Origin of the sequence: Pseudomonas sp. R1-18 (assembly GCF_051132095.1) — a bacterium.
Taxonomy (GTDB): Bacteria; Pseudomonadota; Gammaproteobacteria; order Pseudomonadales; family Pseudomonadaceae; genus Aquipseudomonas.
Window position 1 is genome coordinate 1,216,908 of record NZ_CP071658.1, and the last position, 25,222, is coordinate 1,242,129.

Genomic DNA, 25,222 nt, shown 5'->3' on the forward strand with positions numbered 1-25,222 from the left:
AGACAATCCGGCGTTCGCCTTCTAGATTCATCCCACAACCAAAATAAAAGGGATGGACACCTTCATGCACAAGCCTCTGACGGATACTTCCACGCAAGCGGCCAATGCCTGGCGCGTTCTGTTCCTGCTGTTTCTGGCCAACCTGTTCAATTTCTTCGATCGCACCATTCCCGCAATCATCGTTGAGCCAATTCGGCTTGAGTGGCATCTCAGCGATTTTCAGTTGGGGCTGCTGGGCACGGCCTTTACGCTGGTATACGCCATCGCCGGCTTGCCGCTGGGGCGCATTGCCGATACCGGTTCGCGCAAGAAACTCATGGGCTGCGGACTGGCCGTATGGAGCGGGCTGACGGCGGTGAACGGCATGGTGGGCAGTTTCTGGACTTTTCTGCTGGTGCGCATGGGGGTTGGTATCGGAGAGGCCAGTTATGCGCCGGCGGCCAATTCCCTGATCGGTGACTTGTTTCCGGCGCACCGTCGGTCGCGGGCCATGGGCATCTTCATGCTCGGCTTGCCCTTGGGGTTGCTGCTGGCGTTTTTTACCATTGGCGCAATGGTCAAGGCGTTCGACAGCTGGCGGGCACCGTTTTTCATCGCGGCTGTGCCTGGGCTGATTCTGGCGGTCTTCATCTTTTTTATCCGCGAGCCTGAGCGCGGCGCGGCTGAAAGCGTGCGCATGTCTGAGCTGAAAATTGAAAGACCGATCAGCCGTGTGCTGTCCATCCCGACGTTCCGCTGGCTGGTACTAGGCGGCCTGACCTTCAACTTCGCCACTTATGCCTGTAATTCGTTCATGGTGCCTATGCTCCAGCGGTACTTTCTGCTGCCTTTGCAGGAAGCGGCGGTCGCGACAGGCGTTATTGTCGGCGTTACTGGATTGATTGGTCTGACACTGGGCGGAGTGATTGCCGATAAGCTGCATCAGCGTTCGGCCAATGGCCGTTTGTTGTTCGCTGCGTTCAGTATGTTGGTGGCAACGCTGGCGACCGGGTATGCCTTGCATGCGGGACGCGTGGAGATTGGCGTGTTCGTCGCGGTATTCAGTGTCGGCTGGCTGTTCGCGTACAACTTTTATACTTGCGTCTACACCGCGATTCAGGACGTGGTCGAGCCGCGCTTGCGTGCGACTGCGATGGCGCTGTTCTTCGCGGGTTTGTATCTGCTGGGTGGTGGGTTGGGGCCGGTCGTGGTCGGGCTGCTGTCCGACCATTTCGCCCAGGCGGCGATGGCAGTGGCAGGTGCCGAGCAGATGAACGAAAGCTTCAAGGCCATCGGCCTGCACGACGCGATGTACCTGATCCCTGCGGCCTTGCTACTGACACTGGCCTTCCTGTTCCAGGCCTCGCGCAGTTTCAGCCGCGACGCGCAGCGGATGACTGCGAGGATGGTGGCGGAAGAGCCCGTGGCGGCATAACGGACCCGTTGCCCGGACCAACGCCTCGCCAGCAAGCTGGCTCCCACGGGGCATTGCAGTCCTTGTAGGAGCCAGCTTGCTGGCGAGGCAATCTTTCAGCCAAAAAAGCAGGATCAGGCAGACCGCAGTCGCGAGCAAGCTCCCTCCCACTGGCCCAGCGCATGCGCATGCCACGGTCCTTGTAGGAGCCAGCTTGCTGGCGAGGCAATCTTTCAGCCAAAAAAGCAGGATCAGGCAGACCGCAGTCGCGACCAAGCTCCCTCCCACAGGCTCAGCGCGGACGCAGTCCTTGTGGGAGGAAGCTTGCTGGCGATGGGTTTAACCCGCTACCAGCACCCGGATCGCTTCCAGACGCAGCGCCGCTTTTTCAAGCATTGCCAGGCCCTGTTCACGCTGGTTGCGCAGGGCGACCAGTTCGCTGTCGCGAACGGTCGGGTTGACCGCTTGCAATGCGGTGAGGCGCGCCAGTTCTTCCTCGGTGTCGGCTGCCAGACGACGCTGCGCTTCGGCCACGCGTTCCGCGTGCTTTGGCGCGATCTTCTGTTCGCCGGCGTTGATCTTCGGCGTCAGGACATCGCGCTGAGCCTGGATGAACTTGTTGGCGCTGGCGCGCGGCACGCTTTCGAGCTGGTCGTTCAGCGTGTTGAACGAGACCCGGCTTGACAGATCATTGCCATTGGCGTCCAGCAGGCAGCGCAACGCGGCCGGGGGCAGGTAGCGACCCAGTTGCAGGGAGCGCGGCGCGACCACTTCGCTGACGTAAATCAGCTCCAGCAACACAGTGCCCGGCTTGAGCGCCTTGTTCTTGATGAGCGCCACCGAGGTGTTGCCCATCGAACCGGCCAGCACCAGATCCATGCCCCCCTGGACCATCGGGTGTTCCCAGGTAATGAACTGCATGTCCTCACGCGACAGCGCCTGATTGCGGTCGTAGGTGATGGTCACGCCTTCGTCGTCACCCAGCGGGAAGCTGGCGTCGAGCATTTTCTCGCTCGGCCTGAGGATTAGCGCGTTTTCCGAGTGGTCTTCGCTGTCGATACCGAACGCATCGAACAGGGTTTCCATATAGATCGGCAGCGAGAACTGGTCGTCCTGCTCCAGAATGGCCTCTACCAGCGCTTCGCCTTCGCCGGCGCCGCCGGAATTGAGCTCCAGCAGACGGTCGCGACCGGTATGCAGTTCGCTTTCCAAACGCTCGCGCTCGGCGCGGGCTTCGTCGATCAACTGCTGCCACTCATCGTCGTCGCCGCTTTCAAGCAGCGGCAGCAGGCGCGGGCCGAATTGATGCTGCAGCGCATTGCCGGTCGGGCAAGTGTTGAGAAACGCATTGAGCGCCTCGTGGTACCACTGAAACAGCCGCGCTTGCGGGCTTGGCTCCAGGAATGGCACGTGCAGTTCGATGGTGTGCTTCTGACCGATACGGTCGAGGCGACCGATGCGCTGTTCGAGCAGGTCAGGGTGCGACGGCAAATCGAACAACACCAGATGGTGAGCGAACTGGAAGTTGCGGCCTTCACTGCCGATTTCCGAACAGATCAGCACCTGCGCGCCGAATTCCTCGTCGGCAAAATAAGCCGCGGCACGGTCGCGCTCCAGAATGTTCATGCCCTCGTGGAACACCGTGGCCGGAATACCGGAGCGCACGCGCAGCGCGTCTTCAAGGTCCATGGCCGTTTCGGCATGGGCGCAGATGACCAGCACCTTGACGCGCTTGAGCATCTTCAGCGTGTCGATCAGCCAGTCAACGCGCGGGTCGAAGCGCCACCAGCGCTCTTCTTCATCCAGTTCGGATTGCGCCTGAAAGCTCACTTCCGGGTACAGATCGGGATGTTCACCCAGCGGCAGTTCCAGATACTGGTCAGGGCAGGGCAGCGGGTATTGATGCAGCTGGCGTTCCGGAAAACCCTGCACGGCGGCGCGGGTGTTGCGGAACAGCACGCGGCCGGTGCCGTGACGGTCCAGCAGCTCGCGGATCAGTCGAGCCTTGGCTTCCTCGTCGCCGGCATTCACAGCCGCGACCAGCGCTTCGCCCTCGGCGCCGAGGAAACCGTGGATAGTCTTGTTGGCTTGCGGCGAAAGCACGCCTTTGTCCAGCAGCTCCTGGACGGCTTCGGCCACCGGGCGATAGTTTTCGCTCTCGGCGCGGAAGGCCTTCAGATCATGGAAACGATTGGGGTCCAACAGGCGCAGGCGCGCGAAGTGGCTGTCCTGGCCAAGCTGTTCCGGGGTCGCGGTCAGCAACAGGACGCCGGGAATGACCTCGGCCAGTTGCTCGACCAGACCGTACTCAGGGCTGACCTTGTCTTCATGCCAGACCAGGTGATGCGCTTCGTCGACCACCATCAGGTCCCAGCCCGCCGCAAACAGCGCGTCCTGTGCCTTCTCGTCCTCGACCAGCCATTCCAGCGCGACCAGCGCCAGTTGGGTGTCTTCGAACGGGTTGCTGGCATCGCTTTCGATGAAACGCTCGGAGTCGAACAGCGCGACCTGCAGATTGAAGCGGCGGCGCATTTCCACCAGCCACTGGTGCTGGAGGTTTTCCGGAACCAGGATGAGGACACGATTGGCGCGACCCGACAGCAGCTGCCGGTGGATCACCAGACCGGCTTCGATGGTCTTGCCCAGGCCCACTTCGTCAGCCAGAAGAACCCGCGGCGCAATGCGGTCGGCGACTTCGCGGGCAATGTGCAGCTGATGCGCGATAGGCTGCGCACGCACTCCGCCCAAGCCCCAGAGCGAGGACTGCAACTGACGGCTGGTGTGCTCCAGCGTGTTGTAGCGCAGGGAAAACCAGGCCAGCGGGTCAATCTGCCCGGCGAACAGGCGATCAGTGGCGAGGCGGAACTGAATGAAGTTCGACAGCTGGGTTTCCGGCAGTGTCACCGCTTCGTTCTGCGCGTTCAGGCCGTGATAGACCAGCAGGCCGTCGACGTCGTCGACTTCACGCACGGTCATTTTCCAGTTCTCGAAGTGCGTGATCACGTCACCCGGCGAGAAACGCACGCGGGTCAGTGGCGCATTGCGCAACGCGTATTGGCGCGTGTCGCCAGTGGCCGGATAGAGTACGGTCAACAAGCGGCCGTCCTGTGCCAGAACGGTGCCCAAACCCAACTCGGCTTCGCTGTCGCTGATCCAGCGTTGCCCCGGTTGATACTGCTGCGCCATGCTGCCTGTCTCCCGCCTTGAAAAAGCCGACTATGTTAACGGAACGCGCCGGGAAGGCCAAAGGCGGAATCGAAAAACAGCCGTTACAAGCCCTCCATGCGGTAAATGCCTTTACCCAGGGCACCAAATGCCTCAAACATAGTCGAAAAGTTTCGCATCGCAGGCTCCAAGTCGACGAAACGGCTGCCGAAGGCCCGATAACAGGAGAACAGTTTCATGCTGCAACCAATGCTCCCTTTGAGTGTGGTGCCCATAACGGCCCAGATGGACCCGGCCAAGCGTGTGCCGGACATTCCGCCCGTGGCACCGGTGCAGCCCGGCACCGGCGAAAGCACCATCGATCTGCGCAGAGACGACGCAGAGCGCAGCGCATTGATGTTGCGCGAGGAGCAGCAGCGTCAGCAGCAACAGCGCTCGCACCACGAGCAGTCGGATGAATCGCCGGAAACGGTCGCGATGCAGGGTGAGTTTCTGAATGCCGATAACACTGTTCCAGTGGCGGCACTGATCGACGACGAGCCTCGCCAGGGGCTGTGGGTCGACATTCAGGTATGACCGCGGGCACGGCGCGGCATGCCTCGTCGCTGGTCAATGTCGTCGGGTTTGCGCATTATTGGCTTTGATCCCGTGTGTCGAGAGCTGCAAGCCATGAGCGAAGATGGAAAACTGATCGATCTGAGCGCTGAGCGCGCCAAGCGTATCCACGACCTGAATGACAAACGCCTGAACGAAGTGCGCAGCGCCTTCGAGCAGGCCATGCCGCTGGGTCGCAAGAAGAAGCCCAAGAGCAAGCCGAAAAAACGCTGAACCCTCCCGGTCCGTTGACCTGCGTCAGCCGTTCCCGCCCCGTTCCCGCACACTTATCAATCCGTGATCCAGGTCAATTGTCCTGCGCGTGGTTGCGGGTAGTCTCGCTCCATCGAACGGGAGCCTTGCAGGAGGCGACGATATGTTTCTGGACAATGTGGTGGTGGCAGGTGTCGTTACCGTTGGCCTGATGGTCGTCTTCTTCGCAGGCTTCGGGCTGTTCATCTGGAAGGACTCGCACAAACGCAAGTAAGGCTCACCCTTCCACAACAAGAGCACGCAAGGCATTTAGGGCAACTTCGGTTGCCCTTTTTTTGCCCGCCTGTGGGACCGGCGCACGCGAAGGCGTCGGCCAGGCGGCAGGCCTCAACCGAAGGTGATGGCCGGCAGTTCAGTCAGCTCGACGGTCTGCTGTTTGCGCGGGGCGAGGATTTCCGCTTCACCGTCGACAACCAGTTCATCATTCTGATTGAACACGCAGGTGGCGATTCGGACGCGGAATTTGGGCATCTTTTCCAGAATTTCCAGGCGCACGGTCAAGGTATCGCCCAGCTTTACAGGCTTCTGAAAGCTCATTTTCTGACCCAGGTAAATCGTGCCCGGCCCAGGCAGCTCACAGGCGACGGCAGCACTGATCAATGCACCGCTGAACATCCCATGGGCGATACGTTCCTTGAACATGGTCTTGGAGGCATATTCTTCGTCGAGGTGGACGGGGTTGAGGTCGCCGGACATGGCGGCGAACAGCTGAATATCGCGTTCCTGGACCGTCTTGCTGTAGCTGGCGGTCTGACCGACTTCAAGGGCTTCGTAAGGCGTGTTGGTGATCTGGGTCATGTCGCTGTCCTGAAATACAAAAAAATTAGGTTGCCTCGGGCTCATTCGGCCCGGGGCGGGCGGGGTTGTTCGAGGGCGTGATGCAGCCAGTCGATCAGGTCGCGGGTTACTTCCTCGCGGTTCAGTTCGTTGAACACTTCATGCCGCGCCTGGGGGTAAACCTTGAGTTGCAGCGCCCGGTGACCGGCTTGAGCCAATACATGGGCAAGACCCTTCAGACGCTTGCCATCGCTTACCGGATCACATTCGCCGCCAATTATCAGCAGCGGCAGGCCCGGATCGATCTGTGCCAGGTTGGAGGGCTTGCTGATTTTCTGCAGCCCGCCAAGCAGGTCCATCCAGAATTGATTGGTACATCTGAAGCCGCACAGCGGATCACTGATGTAGCGGTCCACCTCGTCCGGGTCGCGACTGAGCCAGTCGAAACGCGTGCGGTTGGGTCTGAACGCCTTGTTGAAAGACCCGAACGACAACCAGTCGATCAGCGCGCTGCGGCCGGTCTTGCCCTGTCGCAACGACTCCACACGCGCGATAAGCCTGGCGCTGCGGTACAACGAAGCCGGATTGTAATTCGAACCGCTGAGAATCGCCCCTTGCAGACTGGCGCCGTGGTGCATCAGCCAGGCCTGGGCGATGTAACTTCCCATGCTGTGACCCAGCAGGAACATCGGCAGCCCCGGATGCCTTTCGCCCACAGCCTGGGCAAGATTCGCCAGGTCATCCACTACCTTGTTCCAGCCATCGCTGTCCGCGAAATGCCCCGGCAGGCCTTGGGCAGCGGTCTTTCCGTGGCCTCGTTGGTCGTGCGCATACAACGCAAATCCGGCGCCGCACAGTGCCGTTGCCAGCCGGGCATACCGGCCGCTGTGTTCGGCCATGCCGTGGGACAACATGACCACCGCTTTGGGCGCGGCCACGGGCAACCAGGCATTGACGAACAACCGAGTGTGATCACTGGCGTCAAGCCAGAAGGCTTTATGTTTCATGGCATTTCCAATGTCCGGGGCGAAACGGGACGTTGTGCTCCCACAGTGTATAGCCCAAGGCAAATGACAGGCGGACTGCACGCAAGATTCACGACAATGATGACGCAATGCGGACTGTTTGCCTTCCTTGTGTTAGCTGCTAACGTCCGCAGATTCCGACTTGAAATGGTCCGGCACAATCAGGGAAGAGGACAACAACAATGCAACCCGATTTCTGGAATGACAAACGCCCGGCGGGCGTGAGCTGTGATCTTGATCTGCACTCTTACGCGTCGGTGATCGAAGTCTTCGAGCGCTGCTGCAAGAAGTTCGCGGATCGCCCTGCGTTCAGCAACATGGGCGTGACCTTGAGCTACGCCGAGCTGGAACGTCATTCCGCTGCTTTTGCCGCGTATCTGCAACAACACACCGAGCTGATGCCCGGCGACCGGATCGCCGTGCAGATGCCGAACCTGTTGCAGTACCCGATTGCTGTATTCGGCGCGATGCGCGCCGGTCTGATCGTGGTGAATACCAACCCGCTGTACACCGCGCGCGAGATGCGCCATCAGTTCAAGGATTCGGGCGCCAGGGCGCTGGTCTACCTGAACGTCTTTGGCAAGCACGTGCAGGAAGTGTTGCCCGACACCGATCTGCAATACCTGATCGAGGTGCGGATGGGCGACATGCAGCACGCGCTCAAGGGCTGGCTGATCAACACCATCGTCGCCAAGGTCAAGAAGATGGTGCCCGACTATCACCTGCCTCAGGCGGTGAGCTTCAAGAGCGTGCTGAAACTGGGCGCCGCGCATCAGCCAAGACCTGTGCCGCAGCAACTGGACGATATCGCCGTGCTTCAGTACACCGGCGGCACCACCGGTCTGGCCAAGGGTGCGATGCTGACCCACGGCAATCTGGTCGCCAACATGCAACAGGTTTACGCGTGCATGTTGCAGCATCGTCCCGAAGGCGGCGCCTGGTTCGAGGAAGGCAAGGAAGTGATGATCGCGCCGCTGCCGCTCTATCACATCTACGCATTCACGGCCAATTGCATGTGCATGATGATCAGCGGCAATCACAACGTGCTGATCACCAACCCGCGCGACATTGGCGGCTTCATTCAGGAGCTGCGTAAATGGCGCTTCTCGGCAATGATCGGGCTCAATACCCTGTTCGTGGCGCTGATGAACCACCCCGAATTCAAGACCCTGGATTTCTCCGGGCTCAAATCCACCAATTCCGGCGGTACCGCGCTGGTCAAGGCCACCGCCGAGCGCTGGCAGCAGATCACCGGCTGCCGAATCGTCGAAGGCTACGGTCTGACGGAAACCTCGCCGGTGGCCAGTGCCAATCCTTATGGTGAGCTGGCGCGCCTGGGGTCGGTGGGCATTCCTGTGCCGGGCACCGCGATGAAAGTCATCAGTGATGACGGCGCAGACCTGCCGCTGGGCGAGCGCGGCGAGCTGTGCGTGAAGGGGCCGCAGGTCATGAAAGGCTACTGGAATCGTCCCGAGGCCACAGCCGAAGCGCTGGATGCTGACGGCTGGTTCAAGACCGGCGATATTGCGGTGATTGATCCGGACGGGTTCGTTCGCATCGTTGACCGCAAGAAAGACCTGATCATCGTTTCGGGTTTCAACGTCTACCCCAACGAAATCGAAGACGTGGTCATGGGCCATCCCAAAGTTGCCAACTGCGCCTGCATCGGCGTGCCGGACGAGCGCTCCGGCGAAGCGGTCAAGCTGTTCGTGGTTCCCAGAGAAGCGGGCGTCACGGTCGAAGAGCTCAAGGCGTTCTGCAAAGAGAATTTCACCGGCTACAAAGTGCCCAAACACATCGTTCTGCGAGATTCGCTGCCGATGACGCCGGTGGGCAAGATTCTGCGCCGGGAGCTGAGAGACCATGCCTGAAGGCGCACGCCCCGATAGATAACTGCATTTCCATCCGGGGCCGGCGCTTCAGCGCTGGCCCGCAGGCCCCATGCTCAGCCGGTCTGGAGCAGCGTTTTCAGACGGATTGGCGACAAATAGATTGATTGCTCTAGCTGTGACCTGATGTTGTTCTTGAGTCATTAATGTGACTGGTGAGGGCTTGTTTGCCCCTAGGCGGCCTTTGGCAAAGCTGCTACTCTCGGCGCGCTTTTTGACCTGTCATCAAGCACAGAAGCGTCTACTGCACATTCCAAAAACACAAGAAATTCATCGCCTACAGCGGTGTGAAGAATTCGCTGTCGCTACGGAGCCGGCTTGCATGATCGAAAACTTCTGGAAGGATAAATACCCGTCCGGTATCGCTGTCGATATCAACCCCGATGAGTATCCCAACGTCCAGGCGGTATTGAAGCAGTCCTGCCAGCGTTTCGCCAATAAACCCGCTTTCAGCAATCTGGGCAAGACCATCACCTACGGTGAGCTGTACGAGCTGTCCGGCGCGTTCGCGGCCTGGATTCAGCAGCATACGGACCTGCAACCGGGCGACCGTATCGCGGTGCAACTTCCTAATGTCCTGCAGTACCCGGTCGCCGTGTTCGGTGCCATCCGCGCCGGTCTGATCGTGGTCAATACCAATCCGCTGTATACCGCGCGAGAAATGGAACACCAGTTCAAGGATTCAGGCGCCAAGGCGCTGGTCTGTCTGGCCAACATGGCGCACCTGGCCGAAAAGGTCGTGCCCAAGACCCAGGTCAAGCACGTCATCGTCACAGAAGTGGCCGATCTGCTGCCGCCACTCAAGCGCCTGTTGGTCAACAGTGTCATCAAGTACGTGAAGAAGATGGTGCCGGCCTATCATCTGCCCGCGGCCATCCGTTTCAATGACATTCTTGCCAAGGGCCGTGGACGTCCCGTCAACGAAGTATCGCCAGCCAGCGGCGACGTCGCGGTGTTGCAGTACACCGGCGGCACCACCGGCGTGGCCAAGGGTGCGATGCTGACCCATCGCAACCTGATTGCCAACATGCTGCAGTGCAAGGCGCTCATGGGTTCCAACCTCGATGAAGGTTGCGAAATCCTGATCACGCCGCTGCCGCTGTATCACATCTATGCTTTCACCTTTCATTGCATGGCGATGATGCTGATCGGCAACCACAACGTGCTGATCAGCAACCCGCGCGACCTGCCGGCCATGGTCAAGGAGCTTTCGAAGTGGAAGTTCAACGGGTTCGTCGGCCTCAACACGCTGTTCGTGGCGCTGTGCAATAACGAGGCGTTCCGCAACCTCGACTTCTCGGCGCTCAAAGTCACGTTGTCCGGCGGCATGGCGTTGCAACAAGCCGCGGCCGAACGCTGGAAGCAGGTGACCGGCTGCGCGATCTGCGAAGGCTACGGTATGACCGAGACCAGCCCGGTCGCGTCGGTCAATCCGAGCCAGAGCATACAGATGGGCACCATCGGTATTCCGGTGCCTTCGACCCTGTGCAAGGTCATCAACGATGCAGGCGAGGAATTGCCGTTCGGTGAAGTTGGCGAGCTGTGCATCAAGGGGCCGCAGGTCATGAAAGGTTACTGGGAACGCCAGGACGCCACCGATGAAATCCTCGATGTCGAGGGCTGGCTCAAGACCGGCGATATCGCGGTTATCCAGCCGGATGGCTACATGCGGATCGTCGACCGCAAGAAGGACATGATCCTGATTTCCGGCTTCAACGTTTACCCCAACGAACTGGAAGACGTACTGGCGACGCTGCCGGGCGTGCTGCAATGCGCGGCCATCGGCGTGCCGGATGAAAAATCAGGCGAAGCGATCAAGATCTTCGTGGTGCCCAAGCCTGGCGTCACGCTGACCAAGGAGCAGGTCATGGAGCACATGCGCGCCAACCTGACCGGCTACAAAGTGCCGCGCAGTGTCGAGTTCCGCGATACGCTGCCGACCACCAACGTTGGCAAGATCCTGCGCCGCGAGCTGCGCGATCAGGAGTTGAAAAAGCTCAAGCAGACGCAACAGGCTTGATGCTTTTTTCCGGTTAGCTTTCGCCAGCAAGCTGGCTCCCACAGGTGCATAAGCTGCGCCCCTGATGGTGGACTGGTGTCCAACATCTGGGGCGTAGCTCAGAGCACGTGCTGCGATCCCGTGGGAGCCAGCTTGCTGGCGAGGCGGAGTGACAGGCCCCGCATCTGCTCGCGGGTCGTTCTGTTTGCTGCAATCTGCGACAATCCGCGCCTGCCATTCAAAAAGACTCTGCGCACCCGATGACCGACGAATCGCCATCCATCGAACAACTCCTGAAAAATCTCGACCACGCGATGATCAGCGACCGGCATCGTCTGCGTCGCCAGTTGCATGAGCTGCGCAAGAAGCCCGACGAGGCCAGACTGGCGCAGTGGGTCGCGAAGGTCCAGGCGTCGTGCGCGCAGGTTGTATCCCGGCGCGACAGCGTGCCGACGGTTCGCTACGACGACAACCTGCCCATCGCCGCCAAGCGCGACGAGATCAAAGAGGCGCTCCTCAAGCATCAGGTGCTGGTCATCGCCGGTGAAACCGGTTCGGGCAAGACCACGCAGTTGCCGAAGATCTGCCTGGAAATCGGGCGCGGTCAGCATGGCTTGATCGGCCATACCCAGCCGCGCCGGATCGCTGCGCGCAGCGTCGCCAGCCGGGTCGCGGACGAACTGGCCACGCCATTGGGCGGGCTGGTCGGCTATCAGGTGCGCTTCGAAGACCAGAGCGACAGCAATACGCTCATCAAGCTGATGACCGACGGCATCCTGCTCGCCGAGACCCAGCACGACCGTTTTCTTGAACGCTATGACACGATCATCGTCGACGAAGCCCACGAACGCAGCCTGAACATCGACTTCCTGCTCGGCTACCTGAAAACACTGCTGCCACGTCGTCCCGACCTGAAGGTCATCATCACCTCGGCGACTATCGACCTGCAGCGGTTCTCCGAGCATTTCAACGATGCGCCGATCATCGAAGTGTCGGGCCGGACGTTCCCGGTGGACACCTGGTACCGGCCGTTGACCAGCGAGCAGGACGAAGAGGGCAACAGCGTCGAGGACGATCTGACCGTGGACCAGGCGATTCTGGCCACGCTCGACGAATTGGCGGCCTTCGAGCGCAGCGAGCGCAAGACGCCCGGTGACGTGCTGGTGTTCCTGCCAGGCGAGCGGGAAATTCGTGACGCTGCCGAAATGCTGCGCAAGGCGCAGCTCAAGCACACGGAAATCCTGCCACTCTACGCACGGCTGTCGCCAGCCGAACAGCAGCGGATCTTCCAGTCGCACCCGGGGCGCCGCGTTGTCCTGGCCACCAACGTGGCTGAAACCTCGCTGACTGTTCCGGGTATTCGCTACGTTATCGATACCGGCACCGCGCGCATCAGCCGATACAGCTATCGCGCCAAGGTTCAGCGCCTGCCGATCGAAGCGATTTCCCAGGCCAGCGCCAACCAGCGCAAGGGTCGATGCGGACGCGTCGAGCCGGGGCTTTGCGTGCGCCTGTACAGCGAAGAGGATTTTCTCAGCCGGCCTGAGTTCACCGATCCGGAGATCCTGCGCACCAACCTGGCGGCGGTGATCCTGCAAATGCTGCACTTGCGCCTGGGCGAGATCACCGACTTCCCGTTCATCGAGCCGCCGGACGGCAAGGCCATCAGCGATGGTTTCAACCTGCTGCAGGAACTGTCTGCGGTCAACCGCGAAAACCAGCTCACGCCGCTGGGCCGCCAGTTGGCCCGCTTGCCGGTGGACCCGCGCATCGGCCGCATGCTGCTGGAAGCCGCGAAACAGGGCAGCCTTCAGGAAGTGTTGATCGTGGCCAGCGCCATGTCCGTGCAGGACGTGCGCGAACGGCCGCCGGAGCGTCAGCAGGCCGCCGATCAGGCGCATGCGCAATGGAAGGACGCGGATTCCGATTTCGCCGGGCTGGTCAACTTGTGGCGCGGCTTCGAGGAACAGCGCCAGGCGCTGACGTCGAGCCCGCTGCGCAACTGGTGTCGTCGCAACTTCCTCAATTACCTGCGACTGCGCGAGTGGCGCGACTCGCACCGCCAGCTGAGCCTGATCTGTCGCGACCTGCAACTGGCGATAAACAAAGAGCCGGCTGACTATCCGAAGTTTCACAAGGCGATCCTCTCCGGCCTGCTCAGCCAGATCGGCCAGAAGACCGAAGAGGGCGATTACCTCGGCGCGCGGCAGCGACGCTTCTGGATTCATCCTTCGTCCGGGCTGGGCAAGAAACGCCCGCAGTGGCTGATGACCGCCGAGCTGGTCGAAACCACCAAGCTGTATGCGCGCATGGTCGCCAAGATCGATGCCGACTGGATCGAGCCGCTGGCCGGGCATTTGATCAAGAAGAATCACTTCGAGCCGCACTGGGAAAAGAAACGCGGCCAGGTGGTGGCCTTTGAACAGATCACACTGTTCGGCCTGATTGTGGTCGGGCGCCGGCCTGTGCACTTCGGCCCGATCGATCCGGTCGTGTCCCGCGAGCTGTTCATTCGCGAGGGGCTGGTGCGTGGCGACATTCAGTCTCGCGCCAGGTGCCTGAGCGCCAATACGCGGCTGCTCGAACAGCTGGACGAGCTGGAAGCCAAGGCTCGGCGCCGCGACATTCTGGCTGATGAAGACACGCTGTACAGTTTCTACGAAGCGCGCATCCCCGCAGAAATCTATCAGACCGCGACGTTCGACAGCTGGTACAAGACCGAAAGCCAGAAGAATCCGCAGTTGCTGATCATGCGCGAAGAGGACGTACTGGCCCGTGAAGCCAGCGAGGTGACTGCGGCGCAATACCCCGACACGCTGCGCCTGGGCGATCTCACTCTGGCGCTCACTTACCATTTCGAGCCCAACCACCCGCGTGACGGCGTGACCCTGCGGGTTCCGGCGCCGCTGTTGCTGTCGCTGCCCGCCGAGCGCCTGGAATGGCTGGTTCCGGGCCTGCTCGAAACCAAATGCATTGCCTTGGTCCGTAACCTGCCCAAGGCGATCCGCAAGAACTTCGTGCCCGTGCCGGATTTCGTCCGGGCCGCGCTGCAACGCATGACTTTCGGTGAAGGCTCGCTGTCGCAGGCGCTGGGACGTGAGCTGCTGCGCATGACCGGCGCGCGCGTGTCGGACGAAGCCTGGGCCGAAGCGGCTCAGCAGGTAGAGAGCCACCTGAAGATGAATCTGGAAATCGTCGATGGCAGCGGCAAATTCCTCGGCGAAGGGCGCGATCTGGCCGAACTGACGGCGCGCTTTGCCGAGGCCAGCCAGGCCGCGCTCGCCGTACCGCAGAGCGCGAAAAGCCAGCAGCCGGTGGAGGCCAAGGTGTTTGCCCCGGTCGCGCAAAAGACCCAACAGAACATTGCCGGCCTGTCCATGACGGTCTACCCGGCGTTGGTGGAAGAGGGCGGCGTCGTCAAGGAAGGGCGTTTTTCCACTCAGGCCGAAGCACAATTCCAGCATCGCCGCGCCTTGCAGCGTCTACTGTTGCAGCAACTCGCGGAGCCTGCCAAATTCCTGCGCGGCAAGCTGCCGGGCCAGACCGAGCTGGCTTTGCTGTACCGCGAGTTGGGACGGATAGACGCGCTCATCGAAGACATTCTGCTCGCCAGCCTCGATAGCTGCGTGCTGGAAGGCGAGACCGAATTGCCACGTGACGGTGCGGGTCTCTTGTCGCTCGCCGAGCGCAAGCGCGGCGACTGGGCCGAGCACGCCGAGCGTCTGGCCAGACTGACTCTGGAAATTCTCAAGCTGTGGCACGGCCTGCAAAAACGCTTCAAGGGCAAGATCGACCTGGCACAGGCTGTGGCCCTGAACGACATAAAAGCTCAGCTGAGCAAGCTCGTATACCCGGGTTTCGTCCGCGAGACCCCGGCGCAGTGGCTCAAGGAACTGCCGCGCTACCTGAAATCCATCGAGATGCGTCTTGAGAAATTACCCGGCCAGCTGCAGAAGGACCGCGTCTGGAGCATAGAACTAAGCGGGCTGTGGGCGCAGTATCAGGCGCGCGCCGACAAGCATGCGCAGGAAGGCAAGCGCGACCCGGAACTGGCGGCGTATCGCTGGTGGCTGGAGGAGTACCGCGTGTCGCTGTTCGCCCAGCAACTGGGGACGCGCATGCCGGTGTCCGACAAGCGGCTGGCCAAGCAATGGAGCCTGGTCGAAAGCTGATGACTAAGCTCCATTGAATCGGGCAGCGTCGATAGCGCCAAAACCGGGCGGTATGGCACACTTCGCGCTCGCACCTGCAATCGTCAGAAAGGTTTGAAATCGCCCTTCGGGGCCGTTTTTTTCACGCGCCTCGGTAGTCTGCTCCCAACTTGCCGGGGCAGCCATTTACCGTGTCCGGACAAGCCTTCATCGGCATCGACCAATAAGAGAGGAACGACCGTGTACAACGTCGTCATCAGCGGCACAGGCCTGTTTACTCCGGCCAACAGCATCTCCAACGAAGAGCTGGTGGAGTCTTTCAATACCTATGTCGCTCAGTTCAATGACGACAACGCCGCAGCCATCGAGCGCGGCGAGGTCGAAGCGCTCAGCGAGTCCAGTGCCGCCTTCATCGAGAAAGCTTCCGGGATCAAGAGCCGCTTCGTCATGGACAAGGCCGGCATCCTCGACCCACAGCGCATGAAGCCGAACCTGCCGGAACGCAGCAACGACCAGTGGTCCATCCTCTGCGAAATGGGCGTGACCGCCGCGCGTCAGGCCTTGCAGCGCGCCGGCAAGACGGCCGCCGACATCGACGGTGTGATCGTCGCCTGCTCAAACCTGCAACGCGCTTACCCGGCCATCTCCATCGAAATCCAGGAAGCGCTCGGTGTGCAGGGTTACGGTTTCGATATGAACGTGGCCTGCTCCTCGGCAACCTTCGGTATCCAGGCCGCCTGCAACAGCGTGCAACTGGGTCAGGCCCGGGCCGTTCTGGTCATCAGCCCGGAAATCTGCACCGCGCACCTCAACTTCCGCGACCGTGACAGCCATTTCATTTTCGGCGACGGCGCAACTGCTGTTGTCGTGGAACGCGCCGAGCTGGCGACTTCCGCCAACCAGTTCGATGTGCTGGGTACCAAGCTGTTGACGCAGTTCTCCAACAACATCCGCAACAACTTCGGCTTTCTGAATCGCACGTCGGATGACGGCCAGGATGCACCGGACAAACTGTTCGTCCAGGAAGGCCGCAAAGTCTTCCGGGAAGTCTGCCCGATGGTCGCCGAGCTGATCGCAGCGCACTTGCAAGAGGCGGGGCTGAATGTCAGCGACATTCAGCGCTTCTGGCTGCACCAGGCCAACCTGAGCATGAACCATCTGATCGTGAAGAAACTGCTGGGGCGCGAAGCGACGGTCGAAGAAGCACCGGTGATTCTCGACCGCTATGCCAATACCAGCTCGGCGGGCTCGGTGATCGCATTCCACAGCTACCAGGATGACTTGCCCAGCGGCGCGCTAGGTGTGCTGAGCTCGTTCGGCGCGGGCTATTCGATTGGCAGCGTGATCCTGCGCAAACGCTGATGCCGGAAGGTTTCGCCCTGTAGGAGCGCGCTTGCCCGCGACAGGCATATCCCGGTTTCATCAGGCAAACCGCGTCATCGTTGGTCGCGGGCAAGCGCGCTCCTACAAGCGAAACTTGCAGCGCGATCAACAAAAAAGCCCGGCGCTGACCTGTCGAACGGATGATGGGGATCCGACAGGTCAACGCCGAGCCTGGTTGCTCTGCAGCGGTGTTGCTTAGAATTTCACTTCTGCATCCAGTTGCAGGATGTCTACGTCGGCGTCGGTGCGAGTACGGCTGGCATAGTCGGATTCGGCCATCAGGTAGGTAGCGCCCAGCGAGAAGTTCTTGTCGATTTCATAACCGACCTTGAACTTGTGACCGCGCGAACCGGTGTTGCCGTTGGCGAAGTCGGAGTCGGTGAAGGCACCCACCACGGCGTTACGCTGCACGTCGCGATAGTTGTAGTCCAGAGCGAAGCCGAACACCTTGGTCTTCAAGCCGGCAAGCCAGGCGGTATCGTGACCGTCGGTGGATTCGTCGTTGACCACGTATTGACCGTAGAACGCCAGCGGCAATGGCAGGCCGCTGATGTCGACCTGGCCGAAGCCTTCGTACAGGCGGAACTCTTCAGTGCTGTTGCCGTTGACCGCCAAGGCGCAAGGCGTGGTGGTCGCGGTGCCGCACGCGCTGTCCGTATCGTTGTCATAACCGTACACGCTACCGCCGAGCGTGACTTTCAGGTCATCGACCGGCGCGAACTTGATGCCCAGTTGGCCTGCGTACAGACGCAGGTCGTTCTTGAATTCCACGCCGTTGCCGTCAACGTTGTCTTTCAAGGTGTAGTGGCCGGCGCTACCGAACAGTTCGGTCTTGCCTGCCAGCGGCAGCTTGTAGGTCAGGGCCAGACCTTCGGGGTTGATGTCGCCATCCCAGATCACGTCGCCCATGCTTACCCACGGCTGGTTCATCTTGCCGCCGATGATGTGCAGGTTGTCGATCGCGTCAGGGTGGTAGTCAATGTAGGCCTGGTCCAGCCAAATCGATTTCTTGCTGAAATAGCCGTCCAGATCCTGATTGGTGGAGCGGGCATCGTTGCCGCCACCTGTAGCGATACGGATGCCGCTGTCTACCTGCGGGTTGATCTCGGTGTAGGCACCGAGGCGTGCGCGGATACGCTGACGATCCTTGTCGCGACCGCCGTTGTCGGCTTCGCCGGCGATGTCGATGTTTTCCTGACGAAGGCGAACGTCACCCTTGAGCTGAGTCTTGGCAGCCCAGGCAACTTTCTTCTCGAAATCGCTCATGGTCTGGGATTTGGCGGTTTGCGCGGCTGCGGCAGCCTGCTGATCTTTCGCCAGCTCGACTTGCAATTCAGCGTACTGAGCCTGGTTGATGGAGCCATTGGCACGCAGCATCTCCAACAGTTTTGCGTCGACTGCGGCGTTGGCCGGAAGACTCATGGCCAGGACCAGGCCACCACACAGGGCGGCTGCGGTCCGGGCTGCAGTACGGTTGTAAACAGGACGCATATCAATCTCCACTACATGAGCGGGCGGCTTCTCGCCACCCGGCAAATCTGTCCTTCATCAGGACACCCCATCAGAGGCCAAAAGGCCCCCGGTTCAAAAACAGGCGCCAGTATTGCGGCCCGTCATGACAGCGAAGTGGCAAAGTAATGTCATGACCATGACAATGTTGCCGAGCTGAAATACTTGACCTAGAGCGGTTGGGGCGTTATTCGGTGAACTATTGCGGTCAATGAGTGATACTCGGCGTACTGCCTGCCAACCCTGGGAAATCACATGCCCGTCCAGATCGTCGACAGCCTGAGCACCATTGCAGCCACCGACTGGGATGCATTGGTCACCGATGGCCAGCCATTTTTGCGCCACGCATTTCTCGGTTCCCTTGAAGACAGCGGCAGCCTAGGCCCGCGTTCCGGTTGGCGTGCCGAGCATGTTGTTCACTACGAAGGCGATCAGCTGGTTGCCGCGTTGCCTGCGTATCGCAAATGGCATTCCTATGGCGAATACGTGTTCGATCACGCCTGGGCCGATGCCTGCCGTCGCGCCGGTATCGCTTACTACCCCAAGTTGCTGGTTGCAGTACCGTTCAGCCCCGTCAGTGGCGCACGTGTGTTGTCCGCGACACCCGAGCGCGGCATGCAAATGCTTGAAGGTCTGCCGGGCTATCTGCACAGCGAGGGCCTGTCCAGCGCCCACATGAACTTCACCGATCCGGCCGCCGATGCGCTGATGGAGAGCCAGCCGGGCTGGTTACAGCGCATTGGCTGTCAGTTTCACTGGCACAACCGCGGCTATCGGGATTTTCAGGATTTTCTCGACGCCTTGAGTTCGCGCAAGCGCAAGCAGATGCGCAAGGAACGCGAGCAGGTGGCGGGCCAGGGGATTGAGTTTGAGTGGCTGCAAGGGCAGCAGATGAGCGAGGCGTTATGGGACTTCGTCTACGCCTGCTATTCCAATACCTACGAAGTCCGCGGCCAGGCGCCTTACCTGACGCGTGAGTTCTTCAGCCTGCTGGGCGAACGCATGCCCGAATCCATTCGCGTGGTGCTGGCTCGTCAACGCGCGCGGCCCGTGGCGATGGCGTTCAGCCTGGTGGGCGGCGGCAGCTTTTACGGACGCTACTGGGGATGTCTGGCGGAATTCGACCGGCTGCACTTCGAGACCTGCTTCTATCAGGGCATGGACTACGCCATCGCCCAGGGTCTGCAGCGCTTCGATGCTGGTGCTCAGGGCGAGCACAAACTGATACGCGGCTTCGAACCGCAGATTACCCGCTCATGGCACTACCTGACGCACCCAGGCTTGAAAAACGCCGTGAGTGACTTTCTTGAGCAGGAACGAGTGGGCGTTCTGGCCTATGCCGAAGAGGCACGAGCGGCGTTGCCGTATCGGCATGTAACGGAGTAGGAGCGCGCTTGCCCGCGACCGAGCGCGCAGCGTTCGCAGACAATACGACTGCTACGCAGCCGCTCGCGGGCAAGCGCGCTCCTACCGAGGGTGTCGGGGTTCAATCCACCCCCACAAACCCGCCGGTCTGGTGCTGCCATAACCTTGCATACAACCCGCCATGCGCGAGCAGTTCGGCATGGGTGCCCATTTCCGCGATGCGACCTTTTTCCAGCACCACCAGACGATCCATCCTGGCGATGGTCGAGAGGCGGTGGGCGATGGCGATGACCGTCTTGCCCTGCATCAACGTTTCCAGGCTTTCCTGAATCGCAGCCTCGACTTCCGAGTCCAGCGCCGAGGTCGCTTCGTCCATGATCAGGATCGGCGCATCCTTGAGCAGCACCCGAGTGATCGCGATGCGCTGGCGCTGGCCGCCGGACAGTTTCACGCCGCGCTCACCCACATGGGCATCGAAACCGGTGCGGCCTTCGGAGTCCGACAGTAGCGGTATGAACTCATCCGCACGCGCTTTGCGCACGGCCTCCCACAACTGCTCATCGGTCGCGCCAGGATTGCCGTACAACAGATTGTCGCGGATCGAGCGATGCAGCAACGACGTGTCCTGAGTGATCATGCCGATCTGCGCGCGCAGGCTTTCCTGGGTCACCTCGGAAATATCCTGTCCGTCGATGAGAATCCGCCCGGCCGGCACGTCGTACATGCGCAACAGCAGATTGACCAGCGTCGATTTGCCTGCCCCGGAAGGGCCGATCAAACCGATCTTCTCGCCTGGCCGGATGTCCAGGTTCAGGTTGTGAATGATTCCACTGCCGTTGTCGTAGCCGAAATCGACAGCATCGAAGCGCACGCCGCCCTTGTCGATCTTCAACGGTGGCGCGTTGGGCTTGTCGGTAATGCTGACTGGCTGGGCGATACTTTCCAGGCCGTCCTGCACGGTGCCGATATTCTCGAAGATGCCGTTGACCACCCACATGATCCAGCCCGACATGTTGACGATGCGCACCGCCAGACCGGTTGCCAGGGCGATGGCGCCCAGCGAAATCAGCGATTCGGTCCAAAGCCACAGCGCAAGCCCGGTGGTGCTGACGATCAGCACGCCGTTCATGGAAGTGATGACCGTGTCCATCGACGTCACTACGCGGCCTGCAAGCTGGCTTTTCACGGTGCTGTCGTGCATGGCTTCCCGAGCGTATTTCTGCTCGTAGTCGGTGTGAGCGAACAGCTTGAGCGTGGTGATGTTGGTGTAGCCGTCGACGATGCGGCCCATCAGTTTGGAACGCGCATCCGACGAGACCACCGAGCGCTGTTTGACCCTGGGCACGAAGTAAACGAGCGACAGGATGTAAGCGACGATCCAGATACCCAGAGGGATCATCAGTCGCCAGTCCGCCTCGGCGAACAGCACCATGGCGCTGATCGAATAAATCAGCACGTGCCAGAGCGCGTCCACCGCCTGGACCGCCGAGTCGCGCAGCGAGTTGCCGGTCTGCATGATGCGCTGGGCGATACGGCCGGCGAAGTCGTTCTGAAAGAAGTTGATGCTCTGCTTGAGCACGTAGTTATGGTTCTGCCAGCGAATCAGGTTGGTCATGCCGGGGCTGATGGTCTGGTGGACCAGCAGGTCGTGCAGGCCTACGAAAATTGGCCGCAGCACTACCGTGACGACCACCATCCACGTCAGTTCGCCGGCGTGGACGCTGAAGAAATCCTTGGCCGGCGTGGTTTGCGTGAGATCGATGATGCGGCTCAGGTAGCTGAACAGCGCGACTTCAATCAGCGAAGCGATCAGGCCGACGACCAGCAAGGCGGTGAAACTCGGCCAGACCTGGCGCAGGTAGTAGAGGTAGAACGCGAAGACGGTATTGGGAGGGGAGGCGGTTGGCGCTTCTCGGAAAGTATCAATCAGCTGTTCAAAACGACGATAAAGCATTGGCTGTGACGCCCACGGCAGCGGGCTCTCCTTGATGGGTGAGGCTCTCCCGACCAGCGTGCATCAGGCCGCCGGGCCCCATGCACGCCGCAGAATCGATCAGTCGATGCGCTTGGCCGACTTGATCAGGATCGGGTCGATGGGCACGTTCTGCATGCCTTTCTGGTTGCTGGTCTGGGCGTTGACGATCTGGTCCACCACGTCCATGCCCTTGACCACTTTGCCGAACACCGCGTAACCGTAGTCACGCACGCCGTTGTCGAGCATGGCGTTGTCGTTGGTGTTGATGAAGAACTGGCTGGTGGCCGAATTGACGTCCGAGGTGCGGGCCATGGCGATGGTGCCGCGAACGTTGTGCAGGCCGTTCTGCGCTTCGTTCTTGATCGGGTCCTTGGTGGGCTTCTGCACCAGATACTGGGTAAAACCGCCGCCCTGCACCATGAAGCCCGGGATCACGCGGTGAAAGATGGTGTTGTTGTAGAAACCGCTGTCGACGTAGCCCAGGAAATTCTGGGTGCTGACCGGTGCCTTGGCGTCCGCGAGTTCGAGCTCGATCTCACCGAAACTGGTGTTGATCAGCACATGAGTGGCCTTGTCCGGCGCGGCCATCAGGTTGGCGGCAAAGAGCACGGTGCAGGCGGCAAGGGCGATTTTTTTCAACATGGGGCATCAGGTCCTTCAGTGGTGATATCGACTGTAGCTGGCAAGGAAACCACGTTTGGCTTTCTTTGCCCAGCATGATCGAGCGGTGCCCGGTGCTGCATGAGAAACAGACTGCATGCGGGTTTCAGACCGCCGTGCTGTCGATGAATTCCAGCAGAGTGCGGTTGAATTCTTCTGGCTGGTCCAGCGGCGTGGCGTGTCGCGAGTCCTTGATTACCACCAGTCGGGCGTTGCGCATGAGCCTGACGTAGGCCTGTTTGAGCGCTACCGGCGTGTAGTCGTGGTCAGCGCTGATGATCAGCGTCGGGCAGATGATGCGGCGGATCTTGTGCAGCACGCCCCAGCCGATGATGGCATCCATGCTCGCCAGATACGCCTGCTTGTCGTTCTTCGCCCAGCGCTCGCTGACCTTGCGGCGCAGCTCGGCCTGCTCGGGTTTGGGGAACAGCATCTTGCCCAAACCGATTCCGACGGTGCGCATGCTCAGAAAACGCGCCAGCGTCCAGCGCCGCGTCAGCTGGTAGAGATCGCTGATGCCCCTGACCTTGACCTGTGGCGCGCTGTTGACGATACACAGGCTCTTGAGCAAATGCGGCTGGTCGACCGCCAGCTGGAAACCGATCATCCCGCCCATCGACAGACCGACCACATGGATCGGGCCCAGGCGCAAATGCTCGATCAGCGCTTCAACGTCGGCGCTGAACCCCGCGATGCTGTACGCCTCGCGGGGTTTGTCGGAACGCCCATGACCGCGCATATCCATCGCGATCACCCGGTGACGGGCGGACAGCGCCGGGATTTGATATTCCCAGTCCAGACAACTGGACCCAAGGCCGTGCAACAGCAGTATCGGCTCGCCCTTGCCGTATTCTTCATAGTGCAGTGAACAGTCGTCATGCTCGAAGAACGCCATTGGCCCACTCCTGTCAGGCTTGAGGTGGCGCCGCGAACGCCGGGGCGGGGCTGGCGACGTCGAAAGCGCGGATCAGCTCCACCAGAATCTGGGTTGCCGGGCCGAGCGGTTTGTCTTTGCTGGAGTAAAGATAGAACGCTGGATTGCGACTGCCACCTTTATCGAGCGGAAGAACCTTGAGCACGCCCTCTTCGAGTTCGCGCTCGATCATGTGGCGCGGCAGCCAGGCGAAGCCCAGACCATTGCGCACGAAGGTGGTCGCGGTCCCCAGACTGCCCACCGTCCAGCGCTGCTCGGCGCCCAGCCAGCCTACGTCGCGAGGCTGCTGGCGCCCGGAGTCACGGATCACGACCTGCAGCTGGCCTTCGAGGTCCTGGAACGTCAGCTCGCGGTTGGCCTGATGCAACGCGTGCTGAGGATGGGCAACGGCCACGAATTCGACTGTGTTCATCTCCGTTCCCAGGTAACCGGGAATGCTGAAGCCACTGATCGCCAGGTCGGCCACGCCTTCCAGCAGTACTTCTTCGACGCCTGACAGCACCTCCTCGCGCAAACGCACCCGACAGCCGCGGCTCTGCGGCATGAAGGCTGTCAGCGCGCGGACCAGGCGCGCGGTGGGGTAGGCGGCGTCTACCACCAGGCGCACCTCCGCCTCCCAGCCCTGCTCCATGTGATGCGCCAGGTCTTCGAGCTGGCTGGCCTGTTTGACCAGCTGACGCGATCGGCGCAGCAAGACGCCACCGGCTTCGGTCAGCACGGCCTTGCGGCCATCGATGCGCAACAAGGGCACACCCAGCTGATCCTGCATGCGGGCCACGGTATAGCTGACCGACGATTGCGAACGGTGCAGGGCCTCTGCCGCCTGGGCAAAGCCGCCATGGTCGACCACGGCCTGCAGCGTGCGCCATTGATCGAGGGTCACGCGGGGCGCTTTCATTGTGTCTTTCCTCTTTTCTTTCTTGTTTACTGTACCGATCTGACATCCGACCGGAGTTTCACGATGAAGCCTCTGTGCTGCGCGCTGCTGACATTACTGCCATTGACGGCAATCGCTTATCCCATCGAAGTGGAAAAGCAGTTCGACGGCGTCAAGGTCGACTACACGGCGCACGACGTCTTTCACGACATCGGGTCGATCACCGTCAACAACTACGGCGATGTCGACGCGAAGTGCTCGGTGATATTTCGCAACGGCCCTGAAGCGCCGCGTACCCGCCGGGTCCAGATCGCCGCTGGCAAGAGCGTCGACGTCACTTCGAAATTCAATCGCAGCATCATCAAACTGCGTATCACGCTCAGTTGCCAACCGGCATGAACGCGGCACTGGTGCTTTCTGGAGAGTAAAACGCCGGATCGGATAAAACAAATTATTAGATGAATCAAAGCAGATATTTGCGCTTTTTTATCGATTCGTTCGTCTCTATTCTTCACTCCATCGACTTACCCCACTTATCCGATGGAGATCACAACATGTCCCGCGTACTGGTCATCGAAAGCAGCGCCCGCCAACAGGATTCGGTTTCACGTCAGCTGACTCAAGAGTTCATCAGCCAGTGGAAGACTGCGCACCCTGCCGACGAAATCACCGTGCGCGATCTGGCTGTGAACCCTGTGCCTCACCTGGATGCTACCTTGCTGGGCGGCTGGATGAAGCCTGTCGAGCAGCGCAGCGAAACCGAACAGGCGGCGCTTGAGCGCTCCAACCTGCTGACCGACGAACTGGTTGCCGCCGACGTCGTAGTGCTCGCAGCACCCATGTACAACTTCGCCATCCCCAGCACCCTGAAGGCCTGGTTCGACCACGTGCTGCGTGCCGGCGTAACGTTCAAGTATGGCGAAACCGGTCCGCAGGGCCTGCTGGTCGGCAAGCGCGCGTTCGTGCTCACCGCTCGCGGCGGCATCTACACGGGTAGCAGCCTCGACCACCAGGAACCGTACCTGCGTCAGGTGCTGGGTTTTGTCGGCATCCATGATGTGAACTTCATCCATGCCGAAGGCCTGAACATGGGCGGCGATTTTGTCGACAAAGGTCTGACCCAGGCTCGCGCTCTGCTGGCACAGGTTGCCTGAACACGCTGAACCGCTTTCCCTTTCGCACCTCCCGCTCCTGGGTGCATGACCCGATCGACCCCGGCTGGCGCCTGCCAGCCGACGGTCATCGGGTTTTTT

The 25,222-nt window shown here is 60.8% G+C and carries 19 protein-coding genes; 11 read left to right on the forward strand and 8 right to left on the reverse strand.

Annotated features, from left to right (window positions below):
- The first annotated feature begins 64 nt into the window (after positions 1-64).
- Positions 65-1,414 carry a spinster family MFS transporter gene (locus tag J3P77_RS05610; RefSeq protein ID WP_434680196.1) on the forward strand — a complete coding sequence of 450 codons (1,350 nt, stop codon included), beginning with the start codon at positions 65-67 and terminating at the stop codon, positions 1,412-1,414.
- Between the two features lie 318 nt (positions 1,415-1,732).
- Here the strand turns inward: J3P77_RS05610 and rapA are convergent, their stop codons facing one another.
- On the reverse strand, positions 1,733-4,579 hold the full coding sequence (rapA, locus tag J3P77_RS05615; protein WP_434680197.1) for an RNA polymerase-associated protein RapA: 2,847 nt from the start codon (positions 4,577-4,579) through the stop codon (positions 1,733-1,735).
- Positions 4,580-4,795: 216 nt separating this feature from the next.
- Here rapA and J3P77_RS05620 point away from each other — a divergent pair, with 216 nt between their 5' ends.
- The 3 genes from J3P77_RS05620 to ccoM all read left to right on the forward strand — a co-directional run bounded on the left by J3P77_RS05620 (position 4,796) and on the right by ccoM (position 5,639).
- The gene (locus J3P77_RS05620; RefSeq protein WP_434680198.1) at positions 4,796-5,134 is read left to right on the forward strand and encodes an aspartate-semialdehyde dehydrogenase; all 339 of its coding nucleotides are present in this window, start codon (positions 4,796-4,798) and stop codon (positions 5,132-5,134) included.
- Positions 5,135-5,227: 93 nt separating this feature from the next.
- Positions 5,228-5,386 carry a hypothetical protein gene (locus J3P77_RS05625; RefSeq protein ID WP_434680200.1) on the forward strand — a complete coding sequence of 53 codons (159 nt, stop codon included), beginning with the start codon at positions 5,228-5,230 and terminating at the stop codon, positions 5,384-5,386.
- Between the two features lie 142 nt (positions 5,387-5,528).
- Positions 5,529-5,639: a cytochrome c oxidase subunit CcoM gene (gene ccoM, locus J3P77_RS05630; protein ID WP_306085281.1), complete on the forward strand. Its 111-nt coding sequence runs from the start codon at positions 5,529-5,531 to the stop codon at positions 5,637-5,639.
- Positions 5,640-5,752: 113 nt separating this feature from the next.
- Here ccoM and J3P77_RS05635 read toward each other — a convergent pair whose 3' ends face one another.
- Together J3P77_RS05635 and J3P77_RS05640 are read right to left on the reverse strand one after the other, a co-directional pair.
- Positions 5,753-6,223: a MaoC family dehydratase gene (locus J3P77_RS05635; RefSeq protein WP_434680202.1), complete on the reverse strand. Its 471-nt coding sequence runs from the start codon at positions 6,221-6,223 to the stop codon at positions 5,753-5,755.
- A 41-nt stretch (positions 6,224-6,264) separates the two neighbouring features.
- Entirely contained in the window at positions 6,265-7,209 is a 945-nt protein-coding gene (locus J3P77_RS05640) for a lysophospholipase (RefSeq protein WP_434680204.1), read from the reverse strand.
- Positions 7,210-7,409: 200 nt separating this feature from the next.
- On the opposite strand from J3P77_RS05640, the gene fadD2 reads away from it, so the two are divergent.
- The 4 genes from fadD2 (at position 7,410) to J3P77_RS05660 (ending at position 16,628) form a co-directional block, all read left to right on the forward strand.
- On the forward strand, positions 7,410-9,098 hold the full coding sequence (gene fadD2, locus J3P77_RS05645; protein WP_434680207.1) for a long-chain-fatty-acid--CoA ligase FadD2: 1,689 nt from the start codon (positions 7,410-7,412) through the stop codon (positions 9,096-9,098).
- A gap of 340 nt (positions 9,099-9,438) precedes the next feature.
- On the forward strand, positions 9,439-11,136 hold the full coding sequence (gene fadD1 / locus J3P77_RS05650; protein WP_434680208.1) for a long-chain-fatty-acid--CoA ligase FadD1: 1,698 nt from the start codon (positions 9,439-9,441) through the stop codon (positions 11,134-11,136).
- 239 nt (positions 11,137-11,375) lie between these two features.
- Positions 11,376-15,287, forward strand: a complete 3,912-nt coding sequence (gene hrpA, locus J3P77_RS05655; protein ID WP_434680209.1) for an ATP-dependent RNA helicase HrpA — start codon at positions 11,376-11,378, stop codon at positions 15,285-15,287.
- A 219-nt stretch (positions 15,288-15,506) separates the two neighbouring features.
- Positions 15,507-16,628, forward strand: coding sequence for a beta-ketoacyl-ACP synthase III (locus J3P77_RS05660; protein WP_434680211.1), 1,122 nt, complete (start codon positions 15,507-15,509; stop codon positions 16,626-16,628).
- Positions 16,629-16,844: 216 nt separating this feature from the next.
- Here J3P77_RS05660 and J3P77_RS05665 read toward each other — a convergent pair whose 3' ends face one another.
- Positions 16,845-18,140 (reverse strand): putative porin, encoded by a 1,296-nt coding sequence (locus J3P77_RS05665; protein ID WP_434680212.1) that lies wholly within the window; start codon positions 18,138-18,140, stop codon positions 16,845-16,847.
- A 273-nt stretch (positions 18,141-18,413) separates the two neighbouring features.
- Here J3P77_RS05665 and J3P77_RS05670 point away from each other — a divergent pair, with 273 nt between their 5' ends.
- Positions 18,414-19,544: a GNAT family N-acetyltransferase gene (locus J3P77_RS05670; RefSeq protein ID WP_434680213.1), complete on the forward strand. Its 1,131-nt coding sequence runs from the start codon at positions 18,414-18,416 to the stop codon at positions 19,542-19,544.
- A gap of 100 nt (positions 19,545-19,644) precedes the next feature.
- Here the strand turns inward: J3P77_RS05670 and J3P77_RS05675 are convergent, their stop codons facing one another.
- The 4 genes from J3P77_RS05675 to J3P77_RS05690 all read right to left on the reverse strand — a co-directional run bounded on the left by J3P77_RS05675 (position 19,645) and on the right by J3P77_RS05690 (position 23,990).
- Entirely contained in the window at positions 19,645-21,477 is a 1,833-nt protein-coding gene (locus J3P77_RS05675; RefSeq protein ID WP_434680214.1) for an ABC transporter ATP-binding protein, read from the reverse strand.
- A gap of 99 nt (positions 21,478-21,576) precedes the next feature.
- On the reverse strand, positions 21,577-22,140 hold the full coding sequence (locus J3P77_RS05680; RefSeq protein ID WP_434680216.1) for a peptidylprolyl isomerase: 564 nt from the start codon (positions 22,138-22,140) through the stop codon (positions 21,577-21,579).
- Between the two features lie 124 nt (positions 22,141-22,264).
- Positions 22,265-23,053, reverse strand: coding sequence for an alpha/beta fold hydrolase (locus tag J3P77_RS05685; protein ID WP_434680217.1), 789 nt, complete (start codon positions 23,051-23,053; stop codon positions 22,265-22,267).
- A gap of 13 nt (positions 23,054-23,066) precedes the next feature.
- On the reverse strand, positions 23,067-23,990 hold the full coding sequence (locus J3P77_RS05690) for a LysR family transcriptional regulator (RefSeq protein ID WP_434680219.1): 924 nt from the start codon (positions 23,988-23,990) through the stop codon (positions 23,067-23,069).
- Positions 23,991-24,053: 63 nt separating this feature from the next.
- Here J3P77_RS05690 and J3P77_RS05695 point away from each other — a divergent pair, with 63 nt between their 5' ends.
- Together J3P77_RS05695 and J3P77_RS05700 are read left to right on the forward strand one after the other, a co-directional pair.
- On the forward strand, positions 24,054-24,368 hold the full coding sequence (locus J3P77_RS05695) for a 3-phosphoglycerate kinase (protein ID WP_434680221.1): 315 nt from the start codon (positions 24,054-24,056) through the stop codon (positions 24,366-24,368).
- A gap of 155 nt (positions 24,369-24,523) precedes the next feature.
- Positions 24,524-25,123 carry an FMN-dependent NADH-azoreductase gene (locus tag J3P77_RS05700; protein WP_434680223.1) on the forward strand — a complete coding sequence of 200 codons (600 nt, stop codon included), beginning with the start codon at positions 24,524-24,526 and terminating at the stop codon, positions 25,121-25,123.
- Positions 25,124-25,222 lie beyond the last annotated feature (99 nt).

Excerpts from the sequence above, each read along its gene's own strand:
- J3P77_RS05665 (WP_434680212.1), bottom strand. The coding sequence starts at position 18,140 with ATGCGTCCTGTTTACAACCGTACTGCAGCCCGGACCGCAGCCGCCCTG.
- J3P77_RS05640 (WP_434680204.1), bottom strand. The coding sequence starts at position 7,209 with ATGAAACATAAAGCCTTCTGGCTTGACGCCAGTGATCACACTCGGTTG.
- J3P77_RS05700 (WP_434680223.1), top strand. The coding sequence starts at position 24,524 with ATGTCCCGCGTACTGGTCATCGAAAGCAGCGCCCGCCAACAGGATTCG.
- J3P77_RS05670 (WP_434680213.1), top strand. The coding sequence starts at position 18,414 with ATGCCCGTCCAGATCGTCGACAGCCTGAGCACCATTGCAGCCACCGAC.
- J3P77_RS05690 (WP_434680219.1), bottom strand. The coding sequence starts at position 23,990 with ATGAAAGCGCCCCGCGTGACCCTCGATCAATGGCGCACGCTGCAGGCC.
- J3P77_RS05610 (WP_434680196.1), top strand. The coding sequence starts at position 65 with ATGCACAAGCCTCTGACGGATACTTCCACGCAAGCGGCCAATGCCTGG.
- rapA (WP_434680197.1), bottom strand. The coding sequence starts at position 4,579 with ATGGCGCAGCAGTATCAACCGGGGCAACGCTGGATCAGCGACAGCGAA.
- J3P77_RS05675 (WP_434680214.1), bottom strand. The coding sequence starts at position 21,477 with ATGCTTTATCGTCGTTTTGAACAGCTGATTGATACTTTCCGAGAAGCG.
- fadD1 (WP_434680208.1), top strand. The coding sequence starts at position 9,439 with ATGATCGAAAACTTCTGGAAGGATAAATACCCGTCCGGTATCGCTGTC.
- J3P77_RS05625 (WP_434680200.1), top strand. The coding sequence starts at position 5,228 with ATGAGCGAAGATGGAAAACTGATCGATCTGAGCGCTGAGCGCGCCAAG.
- J3P77_RS05680 (WP_434680216.1), bottom strand. The coding sequence starts at position 22,140 with ATGTTGAAAAAAATCGCCCTTGCCGCCTGCACCGTGCTCTTTGCCGCC.
- J3P77_RS05685 (WP_434680217.1), bottom strand. The coding sequence starts at position 23,053 with ATGGCGTTCTTCGAGCATGACGACTGTTCACTGCACTATGAAGAATAC.
- fadD2 (WP_434680207.1), top strand. The coding sequence starts at position 7,410 with ATGCAACCCGATTTCTGGAATGACAAACGCCCGGCGGGCGTGAGCTGT.
- J3P77_RS05635 (WP_434680202.1), bottom strand. The coding sequence starts at position 6,223 with ATGACCCAGATCACCAACACGCCTTACGAAGCCCTTGAAGTCGGTCAG.
- J3P77_RS05695 (WP_434680221.1), top strand. The coding sequence starts at position 24,054 with ATGAAGCCTCTGTGCTGCGCGCTGCTGACATTACTGCCATTGACGGCA.
- hrpA (WP_434680209.1), top strand. The coding sequence starts at position 11,376 with ATGACCGACGAATCGCCATCCATCGAACAACTCCTGAAAAATCTCGAC.
- J3P77_RS05620 (WP_434680198.1), top strand. The coding sequence starts at position 4,796 with ATGCTGCAACCAATGCTCCCTTTGAGTGTGGTGCCCATAACGGCCCAG.
- ccoM (WP_306085281.1), top strand. The coding sequence starts at position 5,529 with ATGTTTCTGGACAATGTGGTGGTGGCAGGTGTCGTTACCGTTGGCCTG.